Annotated in this window: 19 protein-coding genes; 13 read left to right on the top strand and 6 right to left on the bottom strand. The window is 62.9% G+C overall.

Annotated elements, in window-relative coordinates:
* Positions 1-11: 11 nt before the first annotated feature.
* The 3 genes from VM94_RS17280 to VM94_RS17270 are packed head-to-tail and all read left to right on the top strand — an operon-like array spanning position 12 to position 3,087.
* Complete coding sequence (locus VM94_RS17280; RefSeq protein WP_034745685.1) at positions 12-1,043, top strand: ABC transporter ATP-binding protein; 1,032 nt, start codon at positions 12-14, stop codon at positions 1,041-1,043.
* An 18-nt stretch (positions 1,044-1,061) separates the two neighbouring features.
* Positions 1,062-2,006: a nucleoside hydrolase gene (locus VM94_RS17275; protein WP_046684485.1), complete on the top strand. Its 945-nt coding sequence runs from the start codon at positions 1,062-1,064 to the stop codon at positions 2,004-2,006.
* A 25-nt stretch (positions 2,007-2,031) separates the two neighbouring features.
* Positions 2,032-3,087, top strand: coding sequence for an adenosine deaminase family protein (locus tag VM94_RS17270; protein ID WP_046684484.1), 1,056 nt, complete (start codon positions 2,032-2,034; stop codon positions 3,085-3,087).
* A 1-nt stretch (position 3,088) separates the two neighbouring features.
* On the opposite strand, the gene VM94_RS17265 is transcribed toward VM94_RS17270, so the two are convergent.
* Positions 3,089-4,471 (bottom strand): short-chain fatty acyl-CoA regulator family protein, encoded by a 1,383-nt coding sequence (locus VM94_RS17265; protein ID WP_046684483.1) that lies wholly within the window; start codon positions 4,469-4,471, stop codon positions 3,089-3,091.
* A gap of 157 nt (positions 4,472-4,628) precedes the next feature.
* On the opposite strand from VM94_RS17265, the gene VM94_RS17260 reads away from it, so the two are divergent.
* From VM94_RS17260 to mmsB, 5 genes are read left to right on the top strand one after another with little or no spacing between them, the layout of a single operon-like run.
* Positions 4,629-6,137, top strand: coding sequence for a CoA-acylating methylmalonate-semialdehyde dehydrogenase (locus tag VM94_RS17260; protein ID WP_046684482.1), 1,509 nt, complete (start codon positions 4,629-4,631; stop codon positions 6,135-6,137).
* A 9-nt stretch (positions 6,138-6,146) separates the two neighbouring features.
* On the top strand, positions 6,147-7,307 hold the full coding sequence (locus VM94_RS17255) for an acyl-CoA dehydrogenase family protein (RefSeq protein ID WP_046684481.1): 1,161 nt from the start codon (positions 6,147-6,149) through the stop codon (positions 7,305-7,307).
* Positions 7,304-8,089, top strand: a complete 786-nt coding sequence (locus VM94_RS17250) for an enoyl-CoA hydratase (protein WP_046684480.1) — start codon at positions 7,304-7,306, stop codon at positions 8,087-8,089. The genes VM94_RS17255 and VM94_RS17250 overlap by 4 nt, the downstream gene beginning before the upstream one ends.
* Positions 8,082-9,224 (top strand): enoyl-CoA hydratase/isomerase family protein, encoded by a 1,143-nt coding sequence (locus VM94_RS17245; RefSeq protein ID WP_082127756.1) that lies wholly within the window; start codon positions 8,082-8,084, stop codon positions 9,222-9,224. Before VM94_RS17250 ends, VM94_RS17245 begins: the two co-directional genes overlap by 8 nt.
* A 23-nt stretch (positions 9,225-9,247) precedes the next feature.
* Positions 9,248-10,150: a 3-hydroxyisobutyrate dehydrogenase gene (gene mmsB, locus VM94_RS17240; protein WP_034778800.1), complete on the top strand. Its 903-nt coding sequence runs from the start codon at positions 9,248-9,250 to the stop codon at positions 10,148-10,150.
* 187 nt (positions 10,151-10,337) lie between these two features.
* On the opposite strand, the gene VM94_RS17235 is transcribed toward mmsB, so the two are convergent.
* Both VM94_RS17235 and VM94_RS17230 read right to left on the bottom strand, forming a co-directional pair.
* Complete coding sequence (locus VM94_RS17235; protein WP_046684478.1) at positions 10,338-10,919, bottom strand: hypothetical protein; 582 nt, start codon at positions 10,917-10,919, stop codon at positions 10,338-10,340.
* 41 nt (positions 10,920-10,960) lie between these two features.
* On the bottom strand, positions 10,961-11,560 hold the full coding sequence (locus VM94_RS17230; RefSeq protein ID WP_046684477.1) for a hypothetical protein: 600 nt from the start codon (positions 11,558-11,560) through the stop codon (positions 10,961-10,963).
* A gap of 244 nt (positions 11,561-11,804) precedes the next feature.
* On the opposite strand from VM94_RS17230, the gene VM94_RS17225 reads away from it, so the two are divergent.
* Both VM94_RS17225 and hrcA read left to right on the top strand, forming a co-directional pair.
* Positions 11,805-12,530, top strand: coding sequence for an HAD family hydrolase (locus tag VM94_RS17225; protein ID WP_046684476.1), 726 nt, complete (start codon positions 11,805-11,807; stop codon positions 12,528-12,530).
* 101 nt (positions 12,531-12,631) lie between these two features.
* On the top strand, positions 12,632-13,648 hold the full coding sequence (gene hrcA / locus VM94_RS17220; protein WP_034745713.1) for a heat-inducible transcriptional repressor HrcA: 1,017 nt from the start codon (positions 12,632-12,634) through the stop codon (positions 13,646-13,648).
* Positions 13,649-13,699: 51 nt separating this feature from the next.
* Here hrcA and fur read toward each other — a convergent pair whose 3' ends face one another.
* Positions 13,700-14,131, bottom strand: a complete 432-nt coding sequence (gene fur / locus VM94_RS17215; RefSeq protein ID WP_034745717.1) for a ferric iron uptake transcriptional regulator — start codon at positions 14,129-14,131, stop codon at positions 13,700-13,702.
* A gap of 196 nt (positions 14,132-14,327) precedes the next feature.
* Between fur and VM94_RS17210 the strand changes: the two genes are divergently transcribed.
* The 3 genes from VM94_RS17210 to VM94_RS17200 are packed head-to-tail and all read left to right on the top strand — an operon-like array spanning position 14,328 to position 16,127.
* Positions 14,328-14,963, top strand: coding sequence for an outer membrane protein assembly factor BamE (locus VM94_RS17210; RefSeq protein ID WP_235432943.1), 636 nt, complete (start codon positions 14,328-14,330; stop codon positions 14,961-14,963).
* A 19-nt stretch (positions 14,964-14,982) separates the two neighbouring features.
* Positions 14,983-15,792, top strand: coding sequence for a 4-hydroxy-tetrahydrodipicolinate reductase (dapB, locus tag VM94_RS17205; RefSeq protein WP_046684475.1), 810 nt, complete (start codon positions 14,983-14,985; stop codon positions 15,790-15,792).
* 8 nt (positions 15,793-15,800) lie between these two features.
* Positions 15,801-16,127: a barstar family protein gene (locus VM94_RS17200; protein WP_046684474.1), complete on the top strand. Its 327-nt coding sequence runs from the start codon at positions 15,801-15,803 to the stop codon at positions 16,125-16,127.
* 113 nt (positions 16,128-16,240) lie between these two features.
* On the opposite strand, the gene VM94_RS17195 is transcribed toward VM94_RS17200, so the two are convergent.
* Positions 16,241-17,488, bottom strand: coding sequence for a CaiB/BaiF CoA transferase family protein (locus tag VM94_RS17195; RefSeq protein ID WP_046684473.1), 1,248 nt, complete (start codon positions 17,486-17,488; stop codon positions 16,241-16,243).
* The gene (locus tag VM94_RS17190) at positions 17,488-18,666 is read right to left on the bottom strand and encodes an acyl-CoA dehydrogenase (RefSeq protein ID WP_034745726.1); all 1,179 of its coding nucleotides are present in this window, start codon (positions 18,664-18,666) and stop codon (positions 17,488-17,490) included. Before VM94_RS17190 ends, VM94_RS17195 begins: the two co-directional genes overlap by 1 nt.
* Positions 18,667-18,760 lie beyond the last annotated feature (94 nt).

Here is an 18,760-nt window from a genome sequence, read left to right as displayed (position 1 = left end):
GGCAACACACCATGAGTTATCTGGAACTGCACAAGCTGAACCTCGGCTACGCCAAGAACACGACGTCCGTGAAAGACCTGGACCTGCACGTCGAGCAGGGCGAACTGATTTCCCTGCTGGGCCCCAGCGGCTGCGGCAAGACCACCACCATGCGCGCCATCGCCGGCCTGATGCCGCTGCAGTCGGGCCGCATCGTGCTCGACGGCCGCGAGATCGGCAAGCTGGCGCCGAACAAGCGCAATATCGGCATGGTGTTTCAGTCGTATGCGCTGTTCCCGCACTTGAACGTGTACGACAACATCGCTTTCGGTTTGCGCCTGCGCAAGGTGGCGCCAGCCCTGCTGAAAACCAAAGTGGAAGCCGTGATCGCCGCCGTGGGCCTGACCGGTTTTGAAACCCGCTTGCCGGCGCAGATGTCCGGCGGCCAGCAGCAGCGCGTGGCGCTGGCGCGCGCCATCGTCGTCGAACCGGCCCTGCTGCTGCTCGATGAACCGCTGTCGAACCTGGACGCCAAGCTGCGCGTGCAGATGCGCGCCGAGCTGCGCCGCATCCAGCGCGAACTGGGCATCACCATGCTGTACGTGACGCATGACCAGGAAGAGGCGCTGGCCCTGTCCGACCGCATCGTCGTCATGAATGGCGGGCGCATCGAGCAGCTGGCCGCGCCGGAAGCCGTCTTCAATACGCCGTCGACGCGCTTCGTTGCCAACTTCATGGGTTTTGAAAACCTGTTCGACTACCGCGACGGCGCGCTGCACCACGCGGGCGCCAGCCTGCCGTACACGTCACCCGTCGCTGCCGGCACCACGGTGCTGGGCTGGCGTCCGGACAAGGTGCGCGTCTGCGCCGCCGACGACGCGGCAGGTAACTACCCTGGCACCGTGCTGGCGCGCGGCTTCCTGGGCGACACCGTCGAATACCTGCTGCAAACACCGCTGGGCCAGGTCAAGGGCATCTGCGCGGCCGGCGGCGCCGCCTGGCGCGAAGGCACGGCCGTCTCCTTCGTGCTGCCTGCCGACAGCGCCCTGTGGCTGGGTGCCTAACTTCGACTGGAAATCATCATGGACAAACCCTTGAAAAAAATCTGGCTCGATACCGATCCCGGTTTTGACGACTGGCTGACGATGCTGCTCCTGGGCAGCAATCCCGGCATCGAGTGGCTGGGCGTGAGCGTGGTGGCGGGCAATGCACCCGTCGCCATCACCTACGACAACGCCTTGCGCATCAAGGCCCATGACGGCTTGACGGTGCCCATCTACCGCGGCTGCGAAGAGCCGCTGGCCGGCGTCATCGAAACGGCGCAGCGCATCCTCGGCGACAGCGGCATGCCGACGACAGGCGAGATCCTGCCGCCCGGCGCGGCCACGGACGCTGCCGGCCACGCCGTCGATGCGCTGATCGCCGCCGTGCGCAAGTATCCTGGCCAGATCACCATCATGGCGATTGCGCCCATGACGAACCTGGCAACCGCCTTGAGCCGCGCGCCTGACATCGCCGAGAAAATCGTCGAAATCATTTTGATGGGCGGCTCCACCGACCAGGGCAACCACACGGCGGCGGCCGAATTCAATATCTATGCGGACCCGGAAGCGGCCGCCCAGGTGTTCCAGGCCGGTATCCCGCTGCGCATGTTCGGCTTGAACCTGTGCCGCCAGCTGCTGGTGACGAATGCGGAAGTGCGGCAGCTGCGCGCCATCGGCACGCCGCGCGCGCAGCGTCTGGCCGGCTACCTGGAAGCGTACGTGCGTATCCGCAGCGCCGACGGTTCCGTGCCCATGCCCATGTACGACCCCGTGGTGGCCCTGTACCTGGAAGCGCCGCAGCTGTTCCAGTTCCAGAGCGCCCACGTGGCCATCGAATTGACGGGCGAACTGACGCGCGGCATGACGGTGTGCGAGTTCCGCGTGCCGCGCCGCGCCGCCATCAACACGCAGGTGGCGATGCTGGCCGACGGCCCGGCCGCCATCGCACTGCTGATGCAGCGCCTGGCCGGCATTCTCGCCTGATCCACTTCATTACGAAACGAGCTTCATGTCTAATTCCCCCCTGAGCATCGAACAGTTTTTACGCGCCATGCCGAAAGTGGAGCTGCATTGCCATTTGTTCGGCACGGTGCGCCAGGCTACTTTCCGCGCGCTGGCCGCCAAGACGGGCAATGTCGTCACGCCCGAGGAAATCGACTCTTTCTACACGCGCGGCGACAAGCCCGTCGGCGTGCTGCGCGTGCTGCGCGCGCTCGACGCGCACCTGATCGTCTCGCCGACGGACCTGTATTGCCTCGCCTACGAATACCTGGAAGACGCGCATGGCCACGGCGTGCGCTATGCGGAATTTTTCTGGAACCCCACCGGCACCGTGCGCGTGTCAGGCATCCGCTACGAGTCGGCGCAAGACGCCATCGTGGCCGCCATCCGCGACGCACAGCGCGACTTTGGCGTGATCGGCCGTTTGATCCCCAGCATCGACCGTGAAGCGGCTCCCGCCGAAGCCGTGCAGATGGTGGAATGGATGAAGGCCTACCGCGCGCCGGAAGTCATCGGCATCGGTATCGACTACCGCGAAAACGACCGCCCGCCGGAACTCTTCATCGAAGCCTACCGCGCCGCGCGCGCAGCCGGTTTCAAGTGCACGGCGCATGCGGGCGAATTCGGCATGCCGTGGATGAACGTGGAGACGGCGGTTGACGAGTTAAAGGTAGACCGGGTCGACCACGGCTACACGATTGTCGACAATCCGGAACTGGCGCAGCGCTGCGTGGAGCGGGGACTTGTCTTCACCGTGGTGCCCACCAATTCGTATTATTTGCGCACTCTGGCGCCAGAGCGCTGGGCCCTCGATCACCCGATCCGCGCCATGGCCAAGCTGGGCCTGAAACTGCATCCGAACACGGACGATCCGACCCTGCACCACGTGACGCCGACGGGCGCCTGGATGCTGATGCGCGAGTTCGGTTTCGGCCTCGATGACATGCGCGGCTTCATGTTGAATGGCCTCGACGCGGCCTGGATCGACGAGAGCACGCGGCGCGACTGGCGCGTGGAGTTTGCGCGCGAGTTCGACGCATTGCGCACCCGGGTCGTCGAATAAATCAGGCTGACGCAGGCGGTGGCGCCAGCAGCGACGGAAACGCCCGCTGCGGGCAGCTTTGGCGTTCGCACACCTTGCAGCCCGTGCCGATCGGTGTGGCGCTGGAGGGGTCGTGCAAATCGAGTCCCTTCGAATAGATCAAGCGGTGCGCCTGCGAGATGTCGCAGCCCAGCGCCACGGCAAACGTCTTGCCGGGCGCGCGAAAGCCCGGCGACGCCGTGCTGACCTGGCGCGCGATCCACAGATAGGTGCAGCCGTCCGGCATGCTGGCCACTTGCGTGAGCACCTGGCCCGGATGGCTGAAGGCGTCGTAGACGATCCACAGCGGGCAGGTGCCACCCACTCTTGAGAAATGAAAGTCCGTGGCCGACTGGCGCTTCGAGACATTGCCTGCGCGGTCCACGCGCACGAAGAAAAACGGCAAACCGGCCGCATCGGGGCGCTGCATGGTGCTCAGGCGGTGGCACACGGCTTCGAAGCCCACGCCGAACTGGTGCGCCAGGCGCTCGATATCGTAGGCGCGCGTTTCCGCCGCCTGCAGGAAGCGCTGGTAGGGCATCAGCAGGGCGCCCGCAAAATAATTGGAAAATGCCAGGCGCGCGCCCGTTTGCGCGGCCGCGCCGGACAATCCTGCCGCCAGCACGAGAGCGTCGATTAACTCGCTGTGCTCGAGCAGGCTGATTTGCGCCGCCATCTGGAAGGCGCGCTGGCCGCCCGTCAGGGTGTCGGGTAGCCACAATATCTGTTGCTGGGCGTCGTAGCGGTGCTTGCGCACCATGCCCGCGTCGCCGTCGGACAGGCGCACTTCGATGCCGTGGCGTTCCAGCAGCCGTCCTTGCAGCGCGTCGAGCGTGCGCAGGGCGGGATCGAGTTCGCCCGCCACCAGTTCCGCCGCCCGGTCCAGTTCGTCGATATAGTTTTGCCGCCGGTTCAGGTATTCGCGCACTTCCTCGTCCGTGGACGGGGCCGCCGAGCTGGCGCCGCGGCTGCCATCGTCGAGGCGCGCGGCCAGGGTATCCGCCCGTTCCGCCATCACCCGGTAGCGCCGCTGCAGCAGCAAGATCGAGCGGGCCAGTTCCGGCATGTTTTCCACCAGCATTTTCAATTCCGCCATCGAGGTGGGCGGCGCGTCGGGCAATTCGCCGAACACGTCGCGCACGTCGGCCACGAGGCTGGCGCTGTCGTGTTCGGAAAAGATTTGCGGATCGACACCCAGCACCGTGCCGATGCGCAGCAAAATCGGCACCGTCAGCGGGCGCTGGTTGCGTTCCATCTGGTTCAGGTAGCTGGGCGAAATGCCCAGGGACTTGGCCAGCGCCACCTGCGTCATGCGCCGTTCCTCGCGCAGCCGCTGCAGGCGCACGCCCATGAAAACCTTTGCCATCGCGTTTCCTCTTCGCCGGTTTGTGGAATCTGCAAATTTACAACATTTGCAGATTAACAGATTCAGCTTTGCATTATCTCGCATTTTCACGCCTTGTTCGCGGCGGCGATTGTGCGAATAATGCAAAGAGACTTATACCCACACAAGGAGACACTGAGTGACCACGCAAACAACAATTCCGACCGTTCCCCTCTTGATCAACGGCGAGTGGGTTGAATCCCAAACCACCATCTGGCGCGACGTCGTCAACCCTGCCACGCAGGAAGTCCTGGCCAAGGTACCGTTCGCCACGCCGGATGAAGTCAATGCGGCCATCGCCTCGGCCCAGCGCGCCTTCAAAACCTGGCGCAAGACGCCGATCGGCGCGCGTGCCCGCATTTTCCTCAAATTGCAGCAGTTGATCCGCGAAAACATGGCCGACCTGGCCGCCACCTTGACGATGGAACAGGGCAAGACCCTGCTCGACGCGGAAGGCGACGTCTTCCGCGGCCTGGAAGTGGTGGAGCATGCGGCCAATATCGGCACGCTGCAAATGGGCGAATATGCGCAAAACGTGGCCGGCGGCGTCGATACCTACAGCGTGATGCAGCCGCTGGGCGTGTGCGCCGGCATTACTCCGTTCAATTTCCCCGCCATGATTCCCCTGTGGATGTTCCCGATGGCGATTGCCTGCGGCAATACGTTTGTCTTGAAACCATCGGAACAAGATCCGCTCGTGACGGAAAAACTCGTGCGCCTGGCCTTGCAGGCGGGCATCCCGGCCGGCGTGCTGAATGTGATCCACGGCGGCGAAGACGTGGTCAACGCCATGTGTGACCACCCGGACATCAAGGCGATTTCGTTCGTGGGCTCGAGCAAGGTGGGTACGCATGTGTACCAGCGCGCCAGCCTGAACGGCAAGCGCGCGCAATGCATGATGGGCGCCAAGAACCACGCCGTCGTCTTGCCGGATGCAAATAAAGAACAGACCTTGAACCAGTTGCTGGGTGCGGGTTTCGGCGCGGCCGGCCAGCGTTGCATGGCCGCCTCGGTCGCCGTGCTGGTGGGCGAAGCGCGCGAATGGCTGCCGGAATTGGCCGTCAAGGCGCAAGGCTTGAGCGTCGGTGCCGGCAAGGACAATCCGGACCTGGGCCCCGTCATTTCCTGCGCCGCAAAAGAGCGCGTGCACAGCCTGGTCGCCAAGGGCATCGAGCAGGGCGCCGTGCTGACCCTCGATGGCCGCGACGTCAAGGTCGATGGCTATCCGAACGGCAACTTCGTGGGACCGACGATTCTCTCCGGCGTGAAGCCCGGCATGGTCGTGTATGACCAGGAAATCTTTGGCCCCGTGCTGATCGTCGTCGAAGTCGACACGCTCGACGAAGCGATTGCCCTGGTCAACGCGAATCCGAACGGCAACGGCACGGCGCTGTTCACGCAAAGCGGCGCTGCCGCCCGCTACTTCCAGGAAGAAATCGACGTGGGTCAGGTCGGCATCAACGTGCCCATTCCCGTGCCCGTTCCCCTGTTCAGCTTTACGGGTTCGCGCGGTTCGAAACTGGGCGACCTGGGTCCGTTCGGCAAGCAAGTCGTGCTGTTCTACACGCAGACGCAAACGATTACCCAGCGCTGGTTCACGGACGCGGCCTCGGTGGGCAAGGTCAACACAACCATCAGCCTCAAATAAGGAGCTGGCATGGACTTTGAACTGAGCGACGAGCAGCGCGAGTTCCAGCAGGCGGCGCGCGCGTTTGCCGAAGGCGAACTGGCGCCGCACGCAGCCCATTGGGACGCGGAATCGATCTTCCCCGTGGAAACCATCGCCAAGGCGGGCGAGATGGGCTTTTGCGGCCTGTACACGCCGCAGCGCTGGGGCGGCCTGGGCTTGAGCCGCCAGGACGCGGCCATCGTCTTCGAGGAGCTGGCCGGTGGTTGCACCTCGACCACGGCTTACATCACCATCCACAACATGGCCACCTGGATGCTGTCGCGCTGGGGATCGGAAGCCCTGTGCGACGAATGGGTGCCGGCCTTGGCCGCCGGGCAGAAGCTGGCCAGCTATTGCCTGACGGAACCGCAATCGGGTTCCGACGCGGCGTCCTTGCGCACCAAGGCCGTCAGGGATGGCGACTTTTATGTGCTGGATGGAACCAAGGCCTTCATTTCGGGCGCGGGCCAGACGGACATGCTGATCGTCATGGCGAGAACCGGCGGCGAGGGCGCGGCCGGTATTTCCGCGTTTGCCGTGCCGGCCAACTTGCCCGGCATCGTGTATGGCAAGAAGGAAGAAAAGATGGGCTGGAACAGCCAGCCTACGCGCATCATCAGTTTCGACCAGGTGAAAGTTCCTGTCGGTAACTTGCTGGGCGCGGAAGGTGAAGGCTTTACCATTGCCATGAAGGGCATCGATGGCGGGCGCATCAATATCGCCGTGTGCTCGGTGGGCACGGCGCAGGCGGCCTTGACGCGCGCGCAAGCGTACATGAAGGAGCGCACGCAGTTTGGCCGCGAGCTGGCGCAATTCCAGGCTTTGCAATTCAAGCTGGCCGACATGCTGACGGAACTGGTGGCGGCGCGCCAGATGGTGCGCCTGGCTGCCTGGAAACTCGACCAGGAAAGCCCGGACGCCACGGCCTACTGCGCCATGGCAAAGCGTTTCGCCACGGATGTTGGTTTCAATGTGGCCAACGATGCGCTGCAATTGCATGGCGGCTACGGCTACATCCGCGAGTATCCGCTCGAGCGCCACGTGCGCGACACGCGGGTGCATCAAATCCTGGAAGGGACGAATGAAATCATGCGCCTGATCGTCGCGCGAGCGATTTTGAAAGACGGCGCCACGGAGACCTTACGATGAGCAAAGTGTATACAAATTTACTGCTGGAACGCCGTGGCCATACGGCCCTGGTGACCCTCGATAATCCTCCGGCCCACACGTGGACCCTGGCCAGCCTGAACGGGCTGACGCAGCTGGTGGCCGACCTGAACGCGGATCCCGACGTGTATGCGCTCGTGATCACGGGCGGCGGCGCCAAGTTCTTCTCGGCCGGCGCCGACCTGAACGTGTTCGCCGACGGCAACAAGGACACGGCTTTCGCCATGGCCGCCGCGTTTGGCGAGGCGTTCGAGGCGCTGTCCGCGTTTCGCGGCGTCAGCATCGCCGCCATCAATGGCTATGCCATGGGCGGCGGACTTGAGTGCGCGCTGGCCTGCGACATCCGCATCGCGGAAGAACATGCGCAGATGGCCTTGCCGGAAGCGTCCGTCGGCTTGCTGCCGTGCGCGGGCGGCACGCAGCATTTGCCGTGGCTGGTGGGCGAAGGCTGGGCCAAGCGCATGATTTTATGCGGCGAGCGGGTCGATGCGGCCAAGGCCCTGGCCATCGGCCTCGTCGAGGAGGTCGTGCCAACCGGCAAGGCTGCCGCCACGGCGCTGGCCCTGGCCGCCAAGGTGGCGCGCCAGAGCCCCAGCAGCGTGACGGCGTGCAAGACCCTGATCCAGGGTGCGCGCAGCCATCCACTCGTCAATTCCTTGCCCGATGAACGCACCCTGTTCCTGGGCCTGTTCGATACGCAAGACCAGAAAGAGGGCGTGCAAGCGTTCCTGGAAAAACGTCCGGCGGAGTGGAAGAATGGCTGAAACTACTGTGGCTGAAACCTTGCTTGAAACAGTGAAACTGGAAGAGCGTGACTGTCCCGGCGGCATGAAGCTGGGCGTCATCACGCTCGATGCGCCAAAGTCCTTGCACGCCCTGAACCTGGACATGATACGCACCATCGATGGCGCCCTCGTGCGCTGGTCCAGCGACGCTGCCATCGCCTGCGTGGTGCTGCAATCGTCGACCGACAAGGCCTTTTGCGCGGGCGGCGACGTGCGCAGCCTGCGCTCGGCCGTTGCCGAGCAGCCAGGTGTCGTGCCCAATCCGCAGGCGCTGGCCTTCTTTGCCGAGGAATACCGGCTCGACCACCGCATCCATACGTATGCAAAGCCGCTGCTGGTGTGGGGCGGCGGCATCGTCATGGGCGGCGGCCTGGGCCTGATGGCCGGTGCCAGCCACCGGATCGTGACGGAAAGCACGCGCATCGCCATGCCGGAAATCACCATCGGCCTGTTCCCTGACGTGGGCGGCAGCTGGTTCCTGGGCCGCATGCCGGGGCGCAGCGGCCTGTTCCTGGGTTTGACGGGCGCGCCGATGAACGCAGCCGACGCCCTGTTCGCGGGCCTGGGCGACTATTTCCTGCGCCAGGAAGAGCGCGCCATGGTGCTCGACGCGCTGGCGCTGGCGCAATGGCAAGCCAGCCCGCAGGCGAACAGCGAGCAGCTGGACCGCTTGCTGCGCGGTTTCTCGGCGCCGGCCTCCGTGCTGCCCGTCTCTGAAGTGCGCGCCAACTTCGACGCCATCACCGCGCTGACGCAAGCGCCCACCTTGCCCGAAGTGGTGGCCGCCATTGCCGCGTACGACGGCGATTCGGCGTGGCTGCAAAAGGCGGCCCACTCGCTGGACAAGGGCGCGCCCACTTCGGCCGCGCTGGTCTGGGCCATGCGCGACCGCACGCGGCACATGAGTTTGACCCAAGTGTTCCAGCTGGAACTGATCGTTGCCGTGCAATGCTGCGCCCACGCGGACTTCAGCGAAGGCGTACGCGCCTTGCTGATCGACAAGGACAACGCGCCGCAGTGGCAGCCAGCCAGCCTGGTCGACGTCAGCGATGCGTATCTGAATGAATATTTCGCGGCGCCATGGGATAGCCATCCTTTGCGCGACCTGCATTAAAAGAACAACAGGAGATTTTTACCATGCAACATATCGCTTTCATCGGCCTGGGCAACATGGGCGCGCCGATGGCCCGCAATCTGGTGGCCGCCGGCTTCCACGTGTCAGTGTTCGACCTGGCGCCAGCGGCCGTGGCGTCGCTGGTCGAGGCGGGCGCCACGGCGGCTGCTTCCGCCAGCGCGGCCGTGCAGACGGCCGACGCCGTCATCACGATGCTGCCAGCCAACAAGCACGTGCAGGAACTGTACTTGGCGGCCGGCGGCGTGCTCGACTCGGCCAAGCCCGGTGCCCTGTTCATCGATTGCAGCACCATCGCCGCCGATGTGGCGCGGCAAGTGGCGCAGGCGGCCAGCGAGCGCGGCTTTGCCATGATCGATGCGCCCGTCTCGGGCGGCACGGCGGGCGCGGCAGCCGGCACTCTGACTTTCATCGTTGGCGGCAGCGAAGCGGCCTTGCAGCAGGCGCGTCCTCTGCTGGAAAAGATGGGCAAGAATATCTTCCATGCGGGCGAGGCGGGTGCGGGCCAGGTGGCGAAGATTTGCAACAACATGCTGCTGGGTATCTTGATGGCGGGCACGGCCGAGGCCTTGAACCTGGGCGTGGCGCATGGCCTCGATCCGAAAGTCCTGTCCGACATCATGGCCAAGAGTTCGGGCCGCAACTGGACCCTGGAAGTGTACAACCCGTGGCCCGGCGTCATGGACGGTACGCCCGCTTCGCGCAATTACACGGGCGGCTTCGGCACGGCGCTGATGCTGAAAGACCTGGGTTTGGCGCAGCAGTCGGCCCTGTCGGCGAACGCGCCCACGCCCTTGGGAGGCTTGGTGCGCCAGTTGTACCAGATGCATGCGCAAGCGGGGTATGCGCAGCAGGATTTCTCCAGCATCGTGCAGATGCTGCAGCCCGGCTTGAATAAACCTGCCTGAGGAATTTTGGGCAAAAAAAAGCCCGCTGGTAAAAGCGGGCTAAATCCAATTCTTGGAAGAGTTGGAGGAGACAGATGCATTATGCTGCATCGCCACATATAACTCCAATTTATCTTTAGAATATCAACTATAGATTTCTGTGATATCTCTTCCTGGCAGCCGCGTGGCGGCTGCCAGCGCTACAGCGTTAGCCCGGAGTGCAGGCGATCTGCACGGTGGTGACGTTCGCTTCGCCCATGACGCCGACGCCGGTGTCTCCTACCACGTTGCATTTCAAGCCAGTTGGCTGGGCAAATACGCTGATGCCATAGGTGTCGCCATAGGGGACACGCGTTCCCATGGTGAAGGTCGTGCTGTCCTTGGCCACAGCGGTTTGCGCATTGCCGTAGATCAGGATCAGGCCGTCGGCTGTCAGGCCAGTCACCGTGCCGCCTACCGTATAACTATTTTGCGTGCATGAGACCGCTGCCTGGATGCTCAGGTAGTGACCGGCCGAACCGGTGCCGCCGCTGACGGCGCAAGTCATGTGGGCTGGCTGGCTCTGCACGGTGATGTTGTAGTCGGTGCCATAGTCGATGCGCTTGGCAAAGGTAAACGAGGTCTGGCCCGATTTAATCGGGAGATTGACGCCGCCGTTGGCCAGGACCAGGCCGTCGGTGTTCAAATTGCTGATGGTGCCACTGACATCATACGAGGCCTTGCCGCCGCAAGCAGCCAGTCCCAGGGTCAACAGCAGCGCGGCGAGTGGGCGCAGGCAGGATAACTTCATGTATTTCTCCAATCCAATATAGTGGTGACGAATCGCGTGGCTTACAGCGCCGTGCAGTTCAGTGCGGCGCCGGTCGTGGCGGCTGAACCCATGGTGCCGACGACATCGCGGCCGTTGGCGCTGGCAGAGCCTACGAACTTGCACGTCTGGCCCGTTGGATACGTCGCGATGGAAATATTGTAGGCAATGCCGTCATTGACATTCGGGAACGTATAGCTCGTGCTGCCTTTCAGCGGGCTGGTGGTGGTGCTGCCAATGGCCAGGGTCAAGCCGTCCGCGGTCAGGCCTGTGATCGTGCCGCTCAGCGGGTAGGTATTGGTTTCGCAGCTGACGAAAGCCGTGGTCACGGAATAGCTCGATGCCTTGCCTGCGCCATTGGTAATCTTGCAAACGGCGCCTTTTGGCTGCTGCGCGATGCTGATGTCGTAGCGGTCATCGGTATTGACCAGCTTGGTGAAAACAAAGGAGGTCTGGCCTGCGGAGACAGGCAAGCGTTCGCCATCATTCAGGAGAATCAGGCCATCTTTTGCCAGATTGGACACTTGGCCACTCAGATACAGGTTGCCGCCGCTGCCGCCGCAGGCTGCCAATGTGACGGCGCAAGCCGCCGCCAGCATCGAGCGCAGGTACAAATTTTTCATACATTCTCCAAAACGAATTAGGTTGGGTAGCGCAACGCGGACGCTGGCGCCGCATTGGAATGGCGCCTATTTTAGTCTATCTGGCAAGCTGAATGATCTTGCCTTGTATCACCCTGTAACAATTTTTCGCCGGGAAGCGCTGGCCCGGCCCCATTTCACGGGGGCGCAGCCATGTCGGCGGCGGCGATCAATGCGACAATAGACGCAGGCTGCGCACTGTGGCGCGGCATCCACCGTGAATCCCATGTCCCTTGCCCCTGTAAAACCTGCCGTGCCGCCCAAGGCCATCCTGTTCGACCTCGACGATACCTTGTGGCCCATCGCGCCCGTGATTGCCGCCGCCGAAACCTTGCTGCACGACTGGCTGGCCGCGCATGCGCCCAAGGTGGCGCAGCAGTTTTCCATCGAGGTGCTGCGCCAGCACCGCCTGGCCATGCTCAATGATCAACCGCATTTCCATGGCAACCTGATCGAGTTGCGCCGCGCTGGCCTGCTGACCGCCTTCGAAGCTGCCGGCGAGGATCCCGCCCTCGTCGACGGCGCCATCGCGCAGTTCCTGGCGGCCCGTCATCGCGTCCAGCCGTATGACGATGTCTTGCCGGGCCTGGCCTGGATGGGCCAGCGCATGCTGGTCGGCTCCATCTCGAATGGCAATGCGGACCTTGAAATTATCGGCCTGGCACAGCATTTTAAAGTGTCGATTGCCGCCAGCGACTTTGGCGTCGCCAAGCCTGACGCCAGCATCTTCCTGGCCGGTTGCGCCGCGCTGGGCGTGGCGCCCCACGAGGCCGTGTATGTCGGCGATGACCTGTATTTCGATGTGACGGGGGCGCAAGGGGCGGGCATGCGTGCCGTGTGGATGAACCGCAAGGGCAGCGACGCCAACCTGGCCGCCGGCGTGCAGCCCGACGCCATCTGCGCCAACTTTGATGAATTGCTGCTGTGGCTGCAGGGGCAACTGGAAGATTGATCGCCGCGGGACGGGCGAACGTGCATAATAGGCGCTGTTGCTGCACGTTCGGCCGCTTTCGTTGCCGCTTGCTTAACAAAATACTTTCTAAATAGAACACCATGCAACTCGATACACGTGCCCAAACACTGCTGAAAGCCCTGGTCGAGCGATATATCGCCGACGGCCTGCCGGTCGGTTCGCGCGCCTTGTCGAAAATTTCCGGCCTCGACCTGTCGCCGGCCACGATCCGCAACATCATGGCCGATCTGGAAGAGCTCGGTTATGTGTCCAGTCCGCATACCTCGGCCGGACGCATCCCCACGCCGCGCGGCTACCGCATCTTTGTCGACACCTTGCTGACCGTCCGGCACCTGGACGAGCATCTGGTGGAGTCGCGCATGCGCCTGCAGACGCCGCAGCCGCAAAAAACCATCGCCAACGCGGCGCAGATGTTGTCGTCGCTGTCGCAGTTTGCCGGCGTCGTGCTCAGCCCGCGCCGCGAATCCGTGTTCCAGCAAATCGAATTCCTGCGCCTGTCCGAAAAACGCATCCTGCTCGTCATCGTCGCGCCCGGCGGCGACGTGCAGAACCGCCTGCTGTTGACGGAGGCCGACTATACGCCGGCGCAACTGGTGCAATCGGCCAATTACATCAATCAGAATTATGGCGGCTTGTCATTCGACGCCGTGCGCGTGCGCCTGCAGGGCGAATTGCGCCAGTTGCGCGACGACATGGGCAGCCTGATGCAGGCGGCCGTGGAAGCGGGCAGCGAGGCGATGGCCGACCATAGCGACGACATGGTGATTTCCGGCGAGCGCAACTTGCTCAGCGTGAGCGATCTGTCATCGAACATGCATTCGCTGCGCCAGATGTTCGACATGTTCGAGCAAAAGACGGGCTTGATGCAGCTGCTCGACGTGTCGAGCAAGGCGACGGGCGTGCAGATTTTCATCGGCGGCGAATCGAACCTGGTGCCGATGGATGAAATGAGCGTGGTGACGGCGCCGTATGAAGTCAACGGCAAGATCGTGGGAACGTTGGGAGTGATCGGACCGACGCGCATGGCTTACGAGCGCGTCATCCCGATTGTCGATATCACGGCCAAGTTGCTGTCAAGCGCACTCAGCCATCATTGATGCGGTTCAATGCTGCGCCGGCCGGCCCCTTGCGGGAATGGCCGGCGTGGGTCAGGCTGTTTTGTGCGGGCAAGCTGTCTTGGTGCAGTTGCCGTAGATGGCCAGGGCGTGTTCGGCGATCTTGAAGCCGCGCTCTTCGGCCACTTTTTGCTGGCGGATTTCGATTTCTTCGTCGAAGAATTCTTCGACCCGGCCACAGTCGAGGCATACCAGATGATCGTGGTGGGAGCCTTCGTTGAGTTCGAAAATCGCCTTGCCGGTTTCAAAATGGTTGCGGTTGAGCAAGCCTGCCTGTTCGAATTGGGTCAGAACGCGGTAGACAGTTGCCAAGCCGACATCCATATTATCGGCCAGCAGAATTTTATACACGTCTTCCGCGGTCAGGTGGCGTACCGGGCTACTCTGGAAGATATCGAGTATCTTCAGCCGTGGCAGGGTGGCTTTCAGGCCGCTTGCCTTGAGATCACTAGGATTGTTACTCATGTTTGTTGCTCGTATGTGGGTCAGGTGCTTTATCATATAGCGTTTTGTCGGGGAGTGCCAAAATATGCTTTTTTTTGGCGGGCCGGTCACTCCTGGCGTTTTGTTCATCCAATTGAGGTCATTTATGCGCGTAACACCGGCTGTATTGCCATCTCTCTGGCACCGTATTTCATTTCGAGCACCAGTCGTGGCAGGCATGGTCTGTGTCGCGCTGGCCATGTCCGGCTGCGCCAGCCGTGGCATCCTGGGCGAAAAGCCGGCAGCTGCTCAAAAAGAAGGCAAGGAAGTAGTCCCGGAACAGGGCGCACAAACGACGACCATTACGCCGCTGCAAAAATTCATGTGGTTCTTCTCGCCCTACCGTCCTGACATTCAACAAGGCAACTTTGTCTCGGAAGAGATGCTGGCCCAGTTGAAAGTGGGCATGACGCGCGACCAGGTGCGTTTCGTCCTCGGCACCTCGCTGCTGACCGATATCTTCCATGCCGACCGCTGGGATTATCCATTCCGCCTGGCCCGGGGCAGTGGCGAAACCACCAGCAGCCGCGTGGTCGTGTACTTCGGCAAGGATGGCAAGGTTGAACGTTTCGAAGGCGGAAACTTGCCGACGGAGAAAGAATACATTGACCGCATCGCTGGTCCGTCGCCGTTCGCCAAGGTCGCCAAGGCCGACGTGCCTGCCGCCGTCGTCCCATCGCCCGTGGCGCCAAGCGCCGTGCCGGTGCCGGCCGATGCCGCCCCTGCCATTCCTGTGAGCAAGCCTGACGTTGCACCTGCACCCGCAACGGCGCCTGCCGCCGAGCCTGCACCTGCTGCCGAACCTACCAAATAAGCTGTTGTAAGAGAATAAAATGACTGAACTGAAAATTGCCATCGCTGGCGCCAGCGGCCGCATGGGCCATATCCTGATCGAAGCGGTCAGCAACGCGCCCGACGCCGTGCTCGCTGGCGCGCTCGACCGCGCAGGCTCGCCGTCCGTCGGCCAGGATGCCGCCGCTTTCCTGGGCAAGCCTGCCGGCGTGCTGATCGAGTCCGACCTGGCCGCCGGCCTGGCCGGCGCCGATTACCTGATCGACTTCACGCGCCCGGAAGGCACTTTGCAGCACCTGGCGTATTGCGCCGAGCACGGCGTCAAGATGATCATCGGCACCACCGGTTTCGATGACGCGGGCAAGGCAGCCATTGCCGCCGCTGCCGAAAAGACGGCCATCATGTTCGCGCCGAACATGAGCGTGGGTGTGAATGTCACCATGAAGCTGCTGGAACTGGCCGCGAAAAGCCTGTCCGAAGGCTACGATATCGAGATCATCGAAGCCCATCACCGCTTCAAGGTCGATGCGCCATCGGGCACGGCCCTGCAAATGGGTGAAGTGGTGGCCGGTGCCCTGGGCCGCGACTTGAAGGAATGCGCCGTGTACGGCCGCGAAGGCGTGACGGGCGAACGCGACCCGTCGACCATCGGCTTTGCCACCATCCGCGGCGGCGATATCGTCGGCGACCATACGGTGCTGTTTGCCGGCATCGGCGAGCGCATCGAGATCAGCCACAAGTCGAGCAGCCGCGTCACCTACGCCCACGGCGCCCTGCGCGCGGCGCGTTTCCTGGCCGACAAGCCGACCGGCCTGTTCGACATGCAGGATGTGCTGTCGCTGAAGAACTGAGGAAGACCATGGCCACTGCCATCCTGAATGGAAAAGACATCACCGACGAAGCGAGCTTTCACGCGCAATGCGTGCAAGCCTTCGGTTTCCCCGAGTTCTACGGCAACAGCATGGATGCCTGGGTCGATTGCCTCAGCTATTTGCGCGACGACGAAAACATGACGCAGTTCCGTTTGAAACCGAACGAAGTGCTGGAAATCGTCGTGCAGGACGCGGAAAGCATGAAGGCGCAGGTGCCTGATTTACTGGAAGAAATCACCTTCTGTATCGCCGGCATCAATGAGCGCTATGACGATTATGGCGAAAAGCCGGCGTTGAAGCTGGTACTCAAGTAAATAGAATCGTAGGTCGGATTAGGCCCTGCGGGCCGTAATCCGACAACATTGTTGGCTGTCCAAGTCGGATTACGCGCAAGCGCTAATCCGACCAACGTCCAGACGACCAACGTTTACACCACCTTGCGCTCGCGCAAGCCGTCAATTTCCGCACTGTCCAATCCCAGCCACTGCTGCAGCACTTCCTGCGTATGCTGCCCCAGCAATGGCGGCGGCAAGCGGTACTGCACTGGCGAGCTTGAGAGGCGCACGGGATTGGCCACCAGCGCCACCGTGCCCGCCGTCGGATGCGGCATCTCCACTTTCAAGCCACGCGCCACCACTTGCGGGTCGGCAAAGACCTGGTCGATGCGGTTGACGGGACCGCAGGGCACGGCTTGCGCCTCGAACGCGCTGATCCACTCGGCCGTCGTGCGCATGACCGTGGTCTGGCGCATCAAGGGAATCAGGATCGCCCGGTGCGTCACGCGCTGCGGATTGGTGGCGAAGCGTTCATCCTGCGCCCATTCCGGGTGGCCGGCGACGGCGCAGAAGCGCGAAAACTGGCCATCGTTGCCGATGGCCAGAATCATGTCGCCATCGGCCGTGGGAAAGTCTTGATATGGAACAATGTTCGGATGCGCATTGCCCATGCGCTGGGGCACCTTGCCGCCGCACAGGTAGTTGGCGGCCTGGTTGCCCAGCGCCGCCACTTGCACGTCGAGCAAGGCCAGGTCGATATGCTGGCCCAGGCCCGAGCGTTCCCGTTCGGCCAGCGCCGCCTGCACGGCGATGGTGGCGTACAGGCCCGTCAGGATGTCCGTCTGCGCCACGCCTACTTTTTGCGGTCCGGCGCCCGGCTGGCCATCGGGCACGCCAGTGATGCTCATCAAGCCGCCCATGCCCTGGATCAGGAAGTCATAGCCGGCGCGCGCCGCATACGGTCCATCCTGGCCGAAGCCCGTGATGGAGCAGTAGACGAGGCGAGGATTGAGCGCCAGCAAGCTGGCCGCGTCTAAACCATATTGCTTCAATCCATCCAGCTTGAAATTTTCCAGCAGCACGTCCGATTCGGCAGCCAGCTTGCGCACCAGGGCTTGCCCTTCGGGGGCGGCCAGGTCGATGCACAGGGAGCGCTTGTTGCGGTTGGCGCACTGGAAGTAGGCGGCTTCGGCCGTGTCGCGGCCGTCTTCATCCTTCAGATACGGCGGGCCCCAGGAGCGCGTGTCGTCGCCGCGGCCAGGCTGTTCAACCTTGACGACGTCGGCGCCCAGGTCGGCCAGCATTTGCCCGGCCCACGGGCCGGCCAGCACGCGCGACAGGTCCAGCACGCGCAAGCCGGTCAGCGGCGCGGGCCGCAGGGTGGAAGCCAAGGCGTCCATTAGTTGAAGGCGGCGATGCCGGTGATGGCGCGGCCGATGATCAGCGCGTGCACGTCGTGCGTACCTTCATAGGTGTTGACCACTTCCAGGTTGACCAGGTGGCGGATAACGCCGAACTCGTCGGAAATGCCGTTGCCACCCATCATGTCGCGCGCCACGCGGGCAATATCGAGCGCCTTGCCGCAGCTGTTGCGTTTCATGATGGAGGTGATTTCCACGGCCGGCGAACCTTCATCCTTCATGCGGCCCAGGCGCAAGCAGCCTTGCAAGCCCATGGTGATTTCCGTCAACATGTCGGCCAGTTTCTTTTGCACCAGCTGGTTGGCTGCCAATGGGCGGCCGAATTGCTGGCGGTCCATCGTGTACTGGCGTGCCTTCAGGTAGCAGTCTTCGGCCGCGCCCAGCGCGCCCCAGGCGATGCCGTAGCGGGCGCTGTTCAGGCAAGTGAACGGGCCCTTCAAGCCGCGCACGTCCGGGAAGGCGTTTTCTTCCGGGCAGAACACTTCATCCATGACAATTTCACCGGTGATGCTGGTGCGCAAGCCGACCTTGCCGTGGATTTCCGGCGCCGACAGGCCTTTCCAGCCTTTTTCCAGCACGAAGCCGCGGATCGCGCCTTCATCGTCCTTGGCCCAGACGACGAACACATCGGCAATCGGGCTGTTGGTGATCCACATCTTCGCACCGGACAAGCTATAGCCGCCCGGCACTTTACGGGCGCGCGTGACCATGCTGCCAGGGTCGGAACCGTGGTTCGGTTCCGTCAGGCCGAAGCAGCCGATGTATTCGCCCGTCGCCAGTTTCGGCAGGTATTTTTGTTTGGTTTCTTCATTGCCGAAGGCGTTGATCGGCACCATCACCAGCGACGATTGCACGCTCATCATCGAACGGTAGCCCGAATCGACGCGCTCGACTTCGCGCGCGGCCAGGCCGTAGCAGACATAGTTCAGGCCGGCGCCGCCGTATTCTTCGGGAATGGTGGTGCCCAGCAAGCCCAGCTCGCCCATTTCGCGGAAGATGGCCGCATCCGTGCGGCCATGGCGGAACGATTCGAGTACGCGTGGCACCAGGCTGCCCTGGCAATAGTCGCGGGCCGCTTCCAGCACGGCGCGTTCGTCGCCTGTCAGTTGTTCTTCCAGCAGCAGGGGGGAATTCCAGTCGAATACGGTTTTGCTCATCACAGGCCTCGCAGGTGAGCGCCGGTGATCGGCGCAAGATTGAATATGGCTCATGGTAGGTTTTTGCCTAGCCTTGCGCAAACGATTTTTTCGC

Source organism: Janthinobacterium sp. KBS0711, assembly GCF_000988085.1.
Lineage (GTDB): Bacteria > Pseudomonadota > Gammaproteobacteria > Burkholderiales > Burkholderiaceae_D > Janthinobacterium > Janthinobacterium lividum_E.
The sequence above is the reverse complement of the archived record's forward strand: the minus strand, read 5'-3'. Positions and strand labels throughout refer to the sequence as shown.